Origin of the sequence: Jeotgalibaca sp. A127 (assembly GCF_052266745.1) — a bacterium.
GTDB lineage: Bacteria > Bacillota > Bacilli > Lactobacillales > Aerococcaceae > Jeotgalibaca.
Window position 1 is genome coordinate 37,870 of sequence record NZ_JBQPRC010000009.1, and the last position, 15,736, is coordinate 53,605.

The following is a 15,736-nucleotide window of genomic DNA, read 5'->3' on the forward strand; positions in this document are numbered from 1 at the left end:
ATATCAGAGAAAAAGGGGAAATATAAAATGGTAAAAAACATATTGGTTGTAGATGATGCGGCATTCATGCGCATGAAATTAAAAGACATTCTTGAAAAAAATGGTTATACAGTAGTTGGAGAAGCAGCTAATGGTCTTGAAGCAGTTTCTCTTTACCAAGAAGTAAAACCTGATTTAGTTACGATGGATATCACAATGCCTGAAATGGACGGGATTGATGCCTTGAAACGAATTAAGGCATTGGATGCGGGTGCAAAGGTCATTATGTGTAGTGCCATGGGGCAACAAGGGATGGTTATGGATGCGATTAAGGCGGGTCCGAGCCATTCGTGATTTGAGTTTCGCGATTGAAGAAGGGGAATTCGTCTATCTATTGGGTGCGAGTGGTTCAGGGAAATCAACCTTGATCAAAGCTTTGTACCGGGATGAAAAAATCAGTACAGGCTCGGTAAGGGTTGGCGATTTTGATTTATCTAAAATAAAAGCACGTGATTTACATAAACTTCGTCGCGATATCGGTGTTATTTTTCAGGAATACCATTTGTTACCAAAGAAAACCGTTTATGAGAATGTGCGTTTTGCCCTGGAGATTTTGGATGTTCCTGAAGAAGAAATGGATGCCCGTATTAGACAAACGCTGACGTTAGTGGAGTTGGCTGATAAGGCGGATTCTTATCCGGATGAATTGTCAGGGGGGCAGCAACAACGCGTGGCGATTGCCCGCGCCTTGATTAATGAACCGCGTTTATTATTGGCAGACGAGCCGACCGGAAATTTGGACCCTCATACATCGCTGGAAATCTTTCGTTTGTTGATGCGCATTAATCGCCGTGGCACCACGGTACTACTGGCAACTCATGATCAACATATTTTCCAACGCTTTCAATTTCGTTCTTTGACGATGGCGGATGGCATGCTGATTGCGGATGAATCCAAAAAAGCAGTAGGATCCTTGCAATACGACTATAAGAAAAAAGATTTTTATATTGTTTAGAAGGGAAGACAGCCAGTGAAATTTACACCTGTTATTATGGGTGCGAACCGCGGCTCATACGGATTGGCACGCGCTTTTTATGAAAAATATGGCGTAAAAACCATCATCATCAGTCCGTTTCAAACCGGTCCCGTACGCTATTCCCGAATTCTTGATTTCTATGTTCAGTCCCATATGCAAGACGTCACCGCGCTTCGTGAAACAATGGCTGCAATTGAACAGGATTATCCCGGGACAAAAAAACTAATCTTTGGTAGTGACGATCGGTATGTGGAATTATTGATTAAACATAAATCGTGTTTTTCAAAAGATTGGCTTGTTCCTTATTCGGATTATGAGTCCTATCTGACTGTGACCGATAAAACCTATTTTTATGAATTGTGTGAACGCCTGGATATTCCCTACCCGAGAACCGCGATAGTGAGAAATTCTGAAACGTTCGAGTTGGTTTATCCCGTTATCATTAAACCGGCTCAATCATCCAGCTATCATAATCTGCAATTTGATGGGAAAGAAAAAGTTTATTTATGTCAAAATAGTGAGGAAGCACAGGCTGTGGTTACCCGTATCCGTCAGGCCGGCTATACGCAGAAATTAATCGTTCAAGAATATATTCCGGGGAATGATACGCATCTGGGCATCGTAACGGTTTATGTTTCCCAAAAGGATTTGCAGATAAAATTGTTTTCCTATGCCAATGTATTAGTAGATGATCCCACTCCTTCGGCTATTGGAAATAGTTTGGCGGGGTGGGTCCGTGAGGAGAAGCGTATCGAGGAACCCATTTCCCGTTTAATAGAAGCAACGGGTTTTTATGGATTTGCAACGTTGGATGTGAAATACGACGCACGACGGAATGAATACATCTTTTTTGAATTAAACGGACGCTTGGGCTTGAGTAACTATTATGTTACCGCAGCAGGGCATAACGTAGCTGCTTACTATATAGAAGACTTTCTGCTTGGGAAGAATTTGCAGTTGGCTTCGTTTAATAAAGAAATCATCTACAGTTCCCTAACGAATCATCTGTTGGAAAAACATGTGGAGATGCCACATGCAAACATTATGCCGGTAATAAATCCTTTGGCCGCACCCTATGAAACGCATTGGTTACGTAAAATGTATATAGGCATTTCCTCCCTTAATTTTTATCGAAAACTGTGGAAATATGAGTCTCTTGAAGAGAAAGTACAATCGGACGAGACAAAAGATAGGCATTATAAACCGCACCTATTGCAATCTAAAAGGCTGTAAACAGATTTCTGTTTACAGTCTTTTTCGGTTATTGGTTGTTAGGTGTTGTGAAGGAAATGCCCTTCGGCCTGCGTGTTTGCTTGTGTACTGCCGTGGGACCGCCCTGAGCCGGTAGTCTCCGGGCTTGCAAGCCTCAAAGGGATCGTAGACGCTGAAGTATCAACGGTCCCTACTTTCGCATTGCCTCCTTGACACGGCCACAAGCAACCCCACCGTCCTACGGGATTTCCGAGAAGAATACCTGCCACCACCATAGATGATAGACCCCTTTTCTTATAGGTTCTGGATCGAAATAACACGTTGGAACTTTTTTTAAAAACGCAATGGTAAACGTTTGCAAAATAAAATGAGTTGGGTTATGATTAAAGTATCAATGACTTGTATAGACAAGTTAAAAGGAGGAGAAAAAATGGCAGATTTTAAGAAAGATGCTGCAGATTTGCTCGAGCATATCGGGGGATCTGAAAACATTTCCGCAGTCTCTCACTGTGCAACTCGGATGCGTTTTGTATTAAACGACCCATCCGCGGCAGATGTTAAGAAAATCGAAGAAATTCCGGCTGTCAAAGGAACATTTACCCAGGCTGGTCAATTTCAGGTAATCGTCGGTAACGAAGTGCCAACATTCTATAACGAGTTCACGAAGGTATCCGGTAAAGAAGGCGTTTCAAAAGATGAAGCGAAATCAGCCGCAAAACAAAATCAAAATCCAGTTCAACGCGCCATGTCCGTTTTAGCAGAAATTTTTAGTCCACTTATTCCGGCGATTGTTGTTGGGGGTCTTATTTTAGGTTTCCGTAACGTTTTAGAGGGTATTGAATTTGCCAACGGTACAATTGTATCGAATTCCCAATTCTGGGCAGGGGTTAACCATTTCTTGTGGCTAATCGGTGAAGCGATCTTCCACTTCCTACCAGTCGGTATTACCTGGAGTGTAACCAAAAAAATGGGAACCACTCAAATTCTGGGTATTGTTCTAGGGATTACCCTAGTTTCACCACAATTATTAAATGCGTACGGTGTTGCTGACGCAGCTGCCGCGGGCGAAATTCCATTCTGGGATTTTGGATTCTTCCAAATCGACATGATTGGTTATCAAGCGCAAGTATTACCTGCCATGTTGGCTGGTTTCACCTTGGCTTATTTGGAAATCTGGCTACGTAAGTGGATCCCGCAAGCTATCTCCATGATTTTTGTTCCACTGTTCTCTTTGGTACCAACTGTAATTATTGCCCATACCATCCTGGGTCCTATTGGTTGGCAAGTTGGTAACTGGATTTCCAACATTGTTTATTCAGGTATTACAAGCAGTTTCAGTTGGTTGTTTGGCCTTGTGTTTGGTGCACTGTACTCGCCTCTGGTTATTACAGGGCTTCACCACATGTCAAACGCTATCGACTTACAATTGATTGCTGACTTCGAAGGAACACAACTATGGCCAATGATTGCTTTGTCAAACATTGCGCAAGGTTCTGCCGTATTATCAGTCATCTGGATGCATAGAGGAAACAAGAAAGAAGAGCAAGTTTCAATTCCAGCCATGATTTCTTGTTACTTGGGTGTAACGGAACCAGCGATGTTCGGTATTAACATCAAGTATATCTATCCATTTGTGGCAGCTATGATTGGTTCAGGTATTGCAGGCTTGGTATCTGTATTGACAGGTGTTACAGCAGCATCCATTGGTGTTGGTGGTATTCCTGGATTCTTGTCTATCCAATTTGAACACTGGCCAATGTTTTTCGTATCGATGGCAATCGCCATCGTGGTACCATTCCTATTGACTGTCGTATTTGAAAAGAACGGCATTCTGGTACCAAAAGGCGAAGTTGACGAATCGCCAGTTATTGAAACAGCAAATTAGTATTTTATAAGCGATTTTAAACTAAGGAGCAAAGGTGAAGTTAACTTTTGCTCCTGTTTTAATGTAAGAGGGGGTTTATCATGGAACACTTTAAAGAAAAAGTTATTTATCAGCTGTATCCAAAATCTTTTAAAGACTCGGATGGGAACGGCATTGGAGACATCAAGGGCATTATTGAAAAACTACCTTATTTGGAAAAATTAGGGATTGAAATGATCTGGATGAATCCAGTGTTCAAATCACCGCAAAAAGACAATGGTTACGATGTGACGGATTATTATGCGATTGACCCGCTGTTTGGGACAATGGAAGACATTGATGCCTTAATTGCAAAAGCAAAGGAACACGGCATTGCGTTAATGTTTGATATGGTGTTTAACCATACTTCCACAACGCACGAGTGGTTCCAAAAAGCATTGGCAGGCGATAAAAAATACGAGGATTATTATATTATCAGAGAGCCTAAAGAAGACGGCAGCTTGCCTACAAATTGGCAATCGAAATTCGTTGGTGATGCTTGGGCTCCTTTTGGGGATACAGGTAAGTACTACCTATGTCTCTATGACAAAACACAGGCGGATTTGAACTGGCGTAACCCTGAAGTTCGCGAAGAACTTTATAAAGTGGTCAATTTCTGGTTGGAAAAAGGCATTGCTGGTTTCCGTTTTGACGTTCTGAACGTTATCGGAAAAGACGAAGTGTTGGTTGATAGTGAAGGCGGCAACGAAAAGAGTTTATATACAGACACACCGATTGTCCATGACTGGGTCCGGGAAATGAACCGCGAAAGTTTCGGGAATTACGAAGGCATAGTCACAGTCGGAGAAATGTCTTCAACAACAGTAGAGAACGGTTTGCTGTATTCGGATCCAGCCCGCAATGAGCTATCGATGATTTTTAGTTTCCATCATTTAAAAGTGGATTATGTAGATGGCGAAAAATGGAGTAACAAGCCCTTTGATTTCCTTGAATTGAAAAGTTTGTTGGATGAGTGGCAAGCTGGCATGTCCAATGGCAATGGTTGGAATGCCTTGTTCTGGAATAACCATGACCAACCCCGTGCCAACAGTCGGTTTGGTGATCCTGAAAACTATCCTTACGAAACGGCGACGATGCTTGCGCAAACGATGCATTTATTACGGGGAACACCTTATGTTTATCAAGGTGAAGAGATTGGGATGGCCAATCCGGACTACGCCGATATCAATGCGTATGTGGATGTTGAATCACATAATGCCTATGAAAATTTACGTTTGAAAGGCCAAACGCATGAAGAGGCAATGACCATTATCCGCCAAAAATCACGCGACAATGGACGTTCACCCATGCAATGGGATAATAGTGAACATGCTGGCTTTACGACCGGAACACCATGGTTGAAAGTCGCAGAAAACTACCCACATGTTAACGTGGAAAAAGAAGTGTCCGAGGGGAAAATATTCCCTTACTATCAAAAACTGATTCAGTTGCGGAAGGAAATGCCGATTATTTCTGATGGTTCCTACCAAGGCATTTTATTGGACGACAAAGAAGTTTATGCCTATATTCGTGAGAAAGACGGCCAACGTTTACTTGTCTTGAACCACTTTTACGCCAATGACTATACGCTTGAGTTGCCTCAAGAGTATGTTGATGAAACAGCGGAAGTAATCATCGGAAATTACCCCGATGCTAAACTTGAAAAATCGCTGACGCTTCGTCCCTACGAAACAGTGGCGTTTTTACTTGTTTGATAAAAAAATTAGAGCGGTCTTTGGTGGGATGAACCACTAAAGACCGCTTTTTTCGTAGGGGTAAAGATTGGTTATGGTATAATGAGCGTAAGAAAAGACATTATTTGGAGGGCGTTATCATGGAAAAGAAACATTTATTGTCACTGGTAATTGTTGGTTTATTCGTCACAGGATGTAGACCCACTGGTACAGATGTTGAATCGTCCGACTCCGTAATAAGTTCTGAATCACAAGTCGAATCAAGTTCCCAAAGCAGTTCAGAAGTTGAATCATCCGAATCATCCGAATCTTCTGAACCGGCAAATGAAACTGCCTCTATCGCAGCCTATTTCCCATTTGAAGAAAACGTAGCTTATTCATTTGTCGGTATGGGAAATGAATTTGCGACTTATACGAAATACCCTCAATATCTAGAAAATAATCGGATTCAGTATGTAACCAACAATGGTGGGACTGAGACTGTTGAAGTTTTGGAATATGCAGACGGTACCTTGACTCAAGTTTTCCAACGTCCGGAAACATATTTCCGTGAAAATATGCTGAATAAAACCAGCGATGATGCCGGTACAATTCTATTGAAAGAACCGTTAGCGCTTGGAACTGCTTGGGACAATCCATCCGGGTCCGCTTCCGAAATTACGGCCATGAGTCTCTCGATAGAAACAATGCTTGGTACGTTTCCGGCTATCGAAGTGACAACAACCGATGACGATACTATCACGAAACAGTATTATGTAGAGGGTATGGGATTGGTAAAAGAATTATTTACCGATAATGCCGGCTCATATGAAGTGAGTTCCACTTTGGAAACCCGGAACGAAGACGCACCGGAAGCTAAAGTTATCCTTACTTTCTACCCGGACGCAAACGTGATGGGCTTGGAATCATCGGAGGTAAATGTCGCCTTCAATACGAATGATGTTACCCGCCATACCTTGACTGATTTGTTTAGACAAATCCCAGGAGTAGAATACGGGCGTCTCATTCCAGATTCAGCAACCATCAATAGCTTATATTTGAATGATGATGGGCGCGTGTATATTGATTTCAATAACGCCTTGATTACGGATATGAATACTGGTTCTTCGGGAGAATCCCTTATCCTGCAAGGAATCGTCAATACAATCGGTACCTACTACGGGGTAGAAGAAGTAGTGTTGACGGTTGAAAATGAACCATACGAATCCGGTCACTTCTCTTTTGAAGAAGGCGAAGCGATGCGGGTTGATATGGAAGATGTCATTAAATAAATACAAAAGACTGGAATCTCGCTATTCGGGCGAAATTCCAGTCTTTTGTCATTTTTCAGTTCAAACTATGTTTTCGGCGTGCAAACTCAACAAATTTAAAACGGTCGAGGCGGTGACGCGATTCCGTATATTGGAAGAGGCGTGTATCTTCCAAGTATACTTCACTCTTCACTGCGACAACGTGGGTATCATTATCCAATTTCATCAACTTACGATCTTCAAGTGTTGCGGGTTCAACCACAAACACCTTCTTGGCGTAAGCAATGTTAAGTCCCAATTCGCCTTCTAAATAATCATAAAGTGAATTTTCCGCTGCCTCAGAGGGTACAGCTTCAACTATTTCAGCGAGTAAGTAATCTTTATCCAAAATAATAACTTCACCAGAAATTTTTCGTAAACGAAGCAAAGAAATGACTTCCTGATTCGCTGGTAAATTTAATGTCTCCGAAAGAAATTCGGAAATTTTTTCACGTTTATTCTTTATGACGATAGTCTCGCTCTCCATATTTTGCGCTTCCTGTATCTCTTTAAAGCTCGTCAATCCTGAAACAGGGAAATTAAAACGTTGGATATCCAGAACGATTGAACCTTTACCTTGTTTTTTCTGAATATAGCCATTCTCCAATAATAGAGCTAAAGCTTTCCGGGTCGTTTCTCGGGATACACCATATATTTCAGACAATGCTGTTTCGCTTGGTAATAAAGAGCCTGTCGCATATTCGAATTTTTCAATTTTACATCTAAGATCTAGATAAATGTCATAAAATTTATTCATGGTATCCAGCTCCTTTTATGATATGTATTTTACTATTTCATCAATTATGTATGGGCTTTCACACCTTTATTCTACCACACTTTCATAGATAAAACGCCGGGGACCATTATACCATCAAAAGCAGAAAATAGTATATCAAAATTGCGAAAAAATAATAGGCCAATCATAAATACTTGCAATTAGTTAGTAATCCCTGTATAATTTCTGAGAATCAAAAACCGAGAATATATACATGTGTGTGACGCAGTCAAAGTGCTTAACCACCCCAAATGCCAAGGGGTGGAGTGGGCACTTTTTTCATGCATAAAAATACATAAATCCAGGAAGGAGTGCGTTTCATTGAATATTACTGAATTTGATACAATTGCTGCCATTTCAACGCCACCAGGAGAAGGGGCAATCGGAATTGTCCGCTTGAGCGGGGATGATGCCATTGCTATTGTGGATCGTTTGTATCAAGCGGGATCAAAAAGCTTGGTCGACGTAGAAAGTCATACTATCAATTACGGACATATCTATAATCCCAAAACGGGCGAAATGATTGATGAAGTGATGGTGAGTGTTATGCGCGCACCTAAAACCTTTACCCGCGAAGATATTGTGGAAATCAATTGTCACGGTGGGGTTGTCAGCGTCAACCGTTTATTACAAACTGTCTTGCAACATGGGGCTCGAATGGCTGAACCTGGTGAATTCACGAAACGTGCTTTCCTGAATGGCCGAATCGATTTGTCTCAAGCAGAAGCAGTCATGGACTTGATTCGTGCTAAAACAGATCGGGCGATGGACGTTGCCTTACGCCAGTTGGACGGTGATTTGTCCAGCCTGATCCGTAATATCCGCCAAATTATTTTGAACACGTTGGCGGAAGTAGAAGTAAACATCGACTATCCCGAATATGACGATGTCGAAGAAGTCACGACCCAATTATTAAAAGAAAAAACGATTGAAGTAAAAGGACATGTGGAACAATTACTCCGTACGGCTAAACAAGGTAAAATCTTGCGGGAAGGTTTGGAAACAGCGATCATCGGACGCCCAAATGTTGGTAAATCAAGTTTATTGAACCGTTTGATCCGCGAGGAAAAAGCGATTGTAACGGATATTGCGGGGACAACCCGGGATACTATCGAGGAATATGTGAACGTAAATGGTGTACCTTTGAAACTGGTCGACACAGCGGGTATTCGTGAAACAGATGACGTCGTGGAACGTATTGGCGTGGAACGGAGCCGTAAAGCGTTACAGGATGCTGATTTAATCTTACTCCTTCTTAACCAAAGTGAAGGTTTAACACCGGAAGATATCGAATTGCTGGAAATAACGCAACAAATGAATCGGATTATTTTATTGAATAAGAGCGACCTTGAAGCGAAAGTGACACCGATCGATTTGATGGCTTGGAGCGCACCAGAAAAAGTCATTTCAACCTCCATGCTGGAAAAAGTCGGCCTGGATTTGTTGGAAAAACAAATTTCGGACATGTTCTTTGCGGGGGAAACGGGTGAGCAGGATGCCACTTATATTTCCAACGTCCGTCATATCGCTTTGTTGAATGATACCGTGTCCTCATTAGAAGAAGTGCTGCAAGGTATCGAGGCGGAAATGCCGGTTGATTTAGTTCAAATCGATTTCACGCGTGCTTGGGAACTACTGGGAGAAATAACCGGTGATACAGTCCAGGACGAACTACTTACACAATTATTCAGCCAATTCTGTTTAGGTAAATAAAACGAGCGACTATTTATAGAAAGGAATTAAAATATGAATCACTATGAAGCAGGAAATTTTGATGTGATTGTCGTCGGTGCAGGTCATGCAGGCTCTGAAGCAGCTTTAGCGGCAGCACGGATGGGACAAGCCACATTACTTTTGACGATTGATTTAGATATGGTGGCATTTATGCCTTGTAACCCTTCCATTGGCGGTCCAGCCAAAGGCGTTGTAGTCCGTGAAATCGATGCAATGGGTGGCGAAATGGGCCGCAACATTGATAAAACCTATATTCAAATGCGGATGTTGAATACCGGTAAAGGCCCAGCTGTTCAAGCGTTGCGTGCCCAAGCGGATAAAAACGAATACGCACAAGAAATGAAAAAAACAATCGAGAATCAAGATAATTTATTGCTACGTCAAGGAATTGTAGAAGAGTTGATTGTTGAGGACAAAACAGTTAAAGGTGTCATTACGCATACGGGGGCTGTTTACCGTAGTAAAGCTGTCATCTTGACGGCCGGGACATCCTCTCGTGGTCAGATTATTATCGGGGAACTCAAATATTCTTCTGGTCCCAACAACTCGCAACCTTCAATCAAGTTATCGGAAAACTTATTGGATCTAGGTTTTGACTTGGCGCGTTTCAAAACGGGGACACCGCCACGTATTTTGGCATCTTCCATCGATTATTCGAAAACGGAAGAACAACCGGGTGATGAAACGCCAAATCACTTTAGCTTTACTTCCAAAGATGAAGATTACTTGAAAGAACAATTATCTTGTTGGTTGACTTATACAGGGGCTGAGTCTCATCAGATAATTCGTGATAATCTACACCGTGCGCCAATGTTTACCGGAATCGTTGAAGGTGTCGGAGCACGTTATTGCCCATCCATAGAAGACAAAATTGTACGCTTCAGTGATAAACCGCGCCACCAATTGTTCTTGGAGCCAGAGGGACGCAATACCCAAGAAGTTTATGTGCAAGGCTTGTCTTCATCTTTACCGGAAGAGGTACAAGAAGCCGTGCTTCATTCTATCGCTGGGTTGGAAAATGCGAAAATGATGCGGACGGGTTATGCTATTGAATACGATGTCGTAAAACCACACCAATTGCGTCCATCCTTGGAAACGAAAGTTATTAAAAACTTGTTCACAGCCGGTCAAATGAACGGGACGTCCGGTTACGAAGAAGCAGCGGGTCAAGGACTTATTGCAGGGATTAATGCGGCCTTAACAGTTCAAGGTAAAGAGCCTCTTGTTTTAAAACGTAGCGATGGTTACATCGGTGTGATGATTGACGACTTGGTTACGAAAGGGACATTGGAACCTTATCGTTTGCTAACGTCTCGCGCTGAATACCGTTTGATTTTGCGTCATGATAATGCGGATATGCGTCTTTCAGAAATCGGACACGAAATAGGTCTGTTGTCTGAAGAGCGTTACCAAGCCTTTATTAATAAACAAATTGCAGTTGAAGCAGAAATCGCCCGTCTGAAAAAAATACGTTTGAAACCGACGCAAGAATTACAAGCTTTCTTGGCAGAAAAAAATTCTACCCAGTTGAAGGATGGTTTCTTGTTCGCTGATTTGTTGAAACGACCAGAATTGGATTATGTCAGTCTCTATCCATTCGCACCTCTGGAAGAGGCATTGCCAAGCGATGTGACACGCCAAGTTGAAATTCAAATTAAATACGATGGCTACATCAACAAAGCTTACAGTAAAGTAGAAAAACTGAAACGTTTGGAAGAAAAACGCATTCCGGAAAACATCAATTACGATTCTATTAACGGAATAGCGAACGAAGCCAAAGAAAAACTAAAGAAAATCCAACCTGAAACAATCGCCCAAGCGAGCCGTATCAGTGGGGTTAACCCAGCGGATATTTCCGTATTGATGGTCCATGTTCAAAGTGGAAAATTTTCTTACGTAAATTAAAATGTGTTTTGAATGAAAGTACCAAAAATCCAAACGCCACATTAACAAATTAAAAACCGAAGCGGAATGCTTCGGTTTTTTTTGTGCAATTTTTACATGTAAAACAACAAAATGTAAAACGGTAACCGCTTTATGTAAAGAATAGTTAAGAAAAAAGAGGAGAAAGGACAAAAATTGACAAAAAGTTGACCGGACATTTACGGTTTATTAACAGAAAATCTATATTAGACCTTTATAATTTGAGGCGTAGCAAACACAGAGCCAAACGATAAATCAGTAAATAATAGGGGAGAAAAATATGAGTGGTATTGAATTAAGAAATATTTACAAAGACTATGTCCCGGGACAGCACTCCGTAAATAACGTCAGCCTGGATATCAAGGACGGAGAATTTGTCGTTTTGGTTGGGCCATCTGGTTGTGGCAAGTCGACCACCTTGCGGATGTTGGCAGGACTCGAGGATATAACGGCAGGTGAAATTTTGATAAATGGTGAAGTCGTTAATGACACGCATCCGAAAGACCGCGACATTGCGATGGTTTTTCAAAATTACGCCCTATACCCTCATATGACGGTCGCAGGCAATATGGGCTTCGGTCTCAAAATGAAAAATTATGATAAAGCGGAAATCGATAAAGCGGTCAAAACTGCAGCTGCGACCATCGGGCTGACGGAATACTTGGATCGCTTGCCCAAAGAACTTTCTGGTGGGCAACGGCAAAGGGTGGCACTTGGTCGGGCGATTGTCCGCCAGCCAAAAGCGTTCTTGATGGACGAACCCTTGTCTAACTTGGATGCGAAACTTCGGGTTCAAACCCGTGCTGAGATCGTGCAACTGACCAAGCAATTAGGAATCACCACGGTTTATGTTACACATGACCAGGTAGAGGCCATGACCATGGCGGACCGAATTGTCATCATGGAAAGTGGTGTCATCCAACAAGTCGGGACACCGCGGGAAGTTTACCTGCACCCAAGAAACATCTTTGTGGCAGGTTTCATGGGGTCGCCGGCTATGAATTTCGTGGATGTGACCATCACGGGAACGGGGATTGAACGGGGCGGCAAACACATGCAAATTCCGACAGCAATCGTTGAACATTTGCAAAATCTTGGTTATGAGAACCGGGAAATGACGATGGGAATCCGTCCCGAAAACATCCATCTTTCTCGTTACGCAACGGAAGCAGTGCAGCAACATGGCTATACAGCCACCATCACATTGCCGGAAATGCTGGGAAGCGAAAGTTTGCTTCACTTTGACATGGTCGGACAACCGGTTGTCGCCAAAGCATTTACTATGGAGGCTTTTGCAGTCGGTCAAGAAGAACGTTTCTGTATCGATTTTGCTTATGTCCACTTCTTCGATAAGGAAAGTGGCGCACGCATTGCGATTCCTGGCTACGGTATAAACGCGGATCACCACCCTGTGTTGGAAGGAGTTTAGAAGGTGTTAGCAGAACAAAAGAGTTTAATTCAAAGGATTATGGACAAGGGTGTGAAACAGCCGCAATTCGATTCCGAAACGGATCCTGATTTCCGACCCCATAAAGTGACACTTAAGCAAATCTGGAAAAAGTATGGCACGTTTTACTTGATGTTACTGCCCGCCATCATTTTTTTCCTGGTGTTTTCCTATTGGCCCATGACCGGAATCATCCTGGCTTTCCGGGATTTCACTTTTACGTCCGGTATGTACGGGGAAGGTTGGGTAGGATTGGAATATTTTACCGATTTCTTCAGCCACCGGGAAACGCCAATGTACATCCGGAATACCTTGATCGTTTCCAGCATCAAGTTGTTCCTCTACTTACCTTTTCCCATCCTGTTGGCCTTGATGTTCAATGAAATAAATAAACCGAAGCTTCGGAGTGTCTATCAAAGCATTTCCTACCTCCCTTACTTCATTTCCTGGGTCGTGGTGATTGGCATCATGAACCGTTTGTTCGCACCTGACACCGGGTTGATGAACATTTTGTTGGCGAATTTGGGCATCACCGATGGCTCGACTTTCTGGGCGATGGAGAATTCATTTTTCTACCCCGCCATTTTCGGGAGTTACTTATGGAAAAACATTGGGTGGGATTCCATCATCTATTTCGCGGCCATCATGGGTATTTCCGCTTCGTTATATGAAGCAGCCGTCATCGACGGCGCCAACCGCTTGAAACAGACTTGGCACATCACCTTGCCGGGCATCCGTTCCACCATCGTGATCTTATTCATTCTTTCATTGGGGAGTATCTTGACGGCGGGCTTCGATCAAGTGTACTTGATGCAAAATCCCGGTAACTATGCCGTTTCCGAAACCATCGATACATATATCGTCAAGACCGGGTTGGAGCAGGCGAAATACGGACCGGCGACTGCAGTAGGATTAGTCCAAGGCGTGGCGGGCTTGATTTTAACGCTCATTGTCAACAAAGTCGCAGATAAATTTGATAGTGCTGTTTGGTAAAAACATAAAAAAATTGGAGGATTCAAAAAATGAATTTTAAAAAATTACTGGGTGCGGGTGTCTTGTTTTCTTCTGCCCTCGCATTGGCCGCTTGTGGCGGTAGTGAAATTGCCGAATCATCAAACGAAACGGCAGAAAAACCGGCAAACGCTCCTGAAACATGGATTGCGGACCGCACTATTACTGGTTTGGTATTCCAATCCGCAGGTGATGCCGGGGTTGATTCCATGTCACCCGAAATCGCAGCATACATCAAGGAGCGCACCGGAATCACCCTGGAACTGCAAACCGTAACGAGTGAAGATTCCACACAGGCTTTGGCAGCTGGACTGGCAGCGGGAGATTTACCCGATTTTGTTGCCTTTTACCTGAACCACTCCGGCAGACCGGAATTCCCAATTTTGTTGCAAGCATCCAACCAAGGCATGTTCCATGATATCGCCCCTTATTTACAAGAAGGAGAAACGTACGGCAAATATTACGAGGAAGGTTATTTGCCAAGAGATACCAAAGAAAACATCATGATGCGTGAAGATCAAGACGGCGCAACATACTTGGTGCATATGGCCATCGATGAAGAAGCAGCCGATCCAGGCATGAAAACAGTCGGAGGACCTTACATCCGTGCGGATATCGCCGACGAACTCGGCATTGATCCATTGGAAATCGATACAAGTGAAGAAGTTGAACAATTATTGAAAGATATCAAAGCAGCAGGTTTTACCGATGATAATGGGGCACCGATTACACCTCTTGGACCAACGGTATGGGGCGGTTCCGAAAGACCGTTCATCTACAATGATTTAGTATGGCAAGGTGAAGGCGGCGAAAAATTCTGGAAAGATGGCAAAGAAGTGAAGCATGAATCCATGACGGATTTTGCCGAGCAACGTGTTGCCCATGTCCGTGAATTACTGGCTGAAGGTTTGATGCATCCTGAGTTCTACACAATGGAAGAAACACGCGCTTCCGAGGGCGTGACTAACAAATCATTCGCAATCGTTGCGGATATGTACAATTACCGTCCAGAAATCGGCGACATGGATTACATTCCTTTGGGACCAATCAATCGTGTTGACGGCAACAACCACATGGTAATGCCTTATAAATCCGGTTATGCCGGCTGGGCTATCCCTTCCACAACCGAAAATCCTGATGAAGTGGTCGAATTTGCGGATTGGTTGGCAAGTGAAGAAGGTAAGACTCTTTACATGTATGGTCTTGAAGGTGAACACTATGACATCGGTGAAGATGGCAAACCAGTTCCTAAAGAAGAAATTGTAAAACTAAAAGATGAACAACCTGATGAAGCCAACAAAATGGGCTTCCGTGGCGTACGCGCTTGGTGGGGTGAACACTTGGCTTGGACCAATATGAACAACCTGGATCACTTTGGTGAAGCGAGCTGGGGGGATAAGGTCAGAGAAACTGACGGTGATAGCCAAACAGCCGCCCAACAAATAATCGAAATGTACAAATGGGATGAACGCTACGAAAACAAAGAAGTCATCGACGGCTTGTATCCACGTGCTTATTTGTTTGAATTCGAAGGTGATGCGGGTGACTTGAACGCTGCCCTTGACCGTTGGGAAGAGGATATCGTGAAGGCTTACTACGCTTCAACGGAAAAAGAAGCACAAGCCATCCTTGATGCGGCGCGTCAAGAATTGGTGGATGCCGGCGTGGAAGAATTCAGTGATTTCCTGGAAGAAAAAGAAGCAGAAGGCGATGTCATTTTCTACTAATACATG

General features: G+C 43.0%; 11 protein-coding genes and 1 pseudogene. 11 read left to right on the plus strand and 1 reads right to left on the minus strand.

Annotated features, from left to right (window positions below; genetic code table 11):
* Window positions 1–27 precede the first annotated feature (27 nt).
* From ACTVAI_RS09250 to ACTVAI_RS09275, 6 genes and pseudogenes are all read left to right on the plus strand, one after another.
* The gene (locus tag ACTVAI_RS09250; RefSeq protein ID WP_443474173.1) at window positions 28–333 is read left to right on the plus strand and encodes a response regulator; all 306 of its coding nucleotides are present in this window, start codon (window positions 28–30) and stop codon (window positions 331–333) included.
* Complete coding sequence (locus ACTVAI_RS09255) at window positions 302–994, plus strand: cell division ATP-binding protein FtsE (RefSeq protein WP_443474174.1); 693 nt, start codon at window positions 302–304, stop codon at window positions 992–994. Before ACTVAI_RS09250 ends, ACTVAI_RS09255 begins: the two co-directional genes overlap by 32 nt.
* A 15-nt stretch (window positions 995–1,009) precedes the next feature.
* A complete protein-coding gene (locus ACTVAI_RS09260) occupies window positions 1,010–2,248 on the plus strand; it encodes a carboxylate--amine ligase (protein WP_443474175.1) in 1,239 nt (412 codons plus the stop codon).
* A gap of 409 nt (window positions 2,249–2,657) precedes the next feature.
* Window positions 2,658–4,109: pseudogene (treP, locus tag ACTVAI_RS09265) on the plus strand (PTS system trehalose-specific EIIBC component); the annotation flags it as partial.
* Between the two features lie 83 nt (window positions 4,110–4,192).
* Window positions 4,193–5,845 (plus strand): alpha,alpha-phosphotrehalase, encoded by a 1,653-nt coding sequence (treC, locus tag ACTVAI_RS09270; protein WP_443486488.1) that lies wholly within the window; start codon window positions 4,193–4,195, stop codon window positions 5,843–5,845.
* A 119-nt stretch (window positions 5,846–5,964) separates the two neighbouring features.
* Window positions 5,965–7,095, plus strand: coding sequence for a GerMN domain-containing protein (locus ACTVAI_RS09275; protein WP_443486489.1), 1,131 nt, complete (start codon window positions 5,965–5,967; stop codon window positions 7,093–7,095).
* Between the two features lie 55 nt (window positions 7,096–7,150).
* On the opposite strand, the gene treR is transcribed toward ACTVAI_RS09275, so the two are convergent.
* Complete coding sequence (gene treR / locus ACTVAI_RS09280; protein WP_443474178.1) at window positions 7,151–7,870, minus strand: trehalose operon repressor; 720 nt, start codon at window positions 7,868–7,870, stop codon at window positions 7,151–7,153.
* Between the two features lie 339 nt (window positions 7,871–8,209).
* Here treR and mnmE point away from each other — a divergent pair, with 339 nt between their 5' ends.
* The 5 genes from mnmE (at window position 8,210) to ACTVAI_RS09305 (ending at window position 15,730) form a co-directional block, all read left to right on the plus strand.
* Window positions 8,210–9,601 carry a tRNA uridine-5-carboxymethylaminomethyl(34) synthesis GTPase MnmE gene (gene mnmE / locus ACTVAI_RS09285; protein WP_443486490.1) on the plus strand — a complete coding sequence of 464 codons (1,392 nt, stop codon included), beginning with the start codon at window positions 8,210–8,212 and terminating at the stop codon, window positions 9,599–9,601.
* Window positions 9,602–9,634: 33 nt separating this feature from the next.
* A complete protein-coding gene (gene mnmG / locus ACTVAI_RS09290; RefSeq protein ID WP_443486491.1) occupies window positions 9,635–11,527 on the plus strand; it encodes a tRNA uridine-5-carboxymethylaminomethyl(34) synthesis enzyme MnmG in 1,893 nt (630 codons plus the stop codon).
* Between the two features lie 298 nt (window positions 11,528–11,825).
* Complete coding sequence (locus tag ACTVAI_RS09295) at window positions 11,826–12,974, plus strand: ABC transporter ATP-binding protein (RefSeq protein ID WP_443486492.1); 1,149 nt, start codon at window positions 11,826–11,828, stop codon at window positions 12,972–12,974.
* A gap of 3 nt (window positions 12,975–12,977) precedes the next feature.
* Window positions 12,978–13,985 carry an ABC transporter permease gene (locus ACTVAI_RS09300; RefSeq protein ID WP_443486493.1) on the plus strand — a complete coding sequence of 336 codons (1,008 nt, stop codon included), beginning with the start codon at window positions 12,978–12,980 and terminating at the stop codon, window positions 13,983–13,985.
* A 29-nt stretch (window positions 13,986–14,014) separates the two neighbouring features.
* Window positions 14,015–15,730 carry an extracellular solute-binding protein gene (locus ACTVAI_RS09305; RefSeq protein ID WP_443486494.1) on the plus strand — a complete coding sequence of 572 codons (1,716 nt, stop codon included), beginning with the start codon at window positions 14,015–14,017 and terminating at the stop codon, window positions 15,728–15,730.
* Window positions 15,731–15,736: the final 6 nt, after the last annotated feature.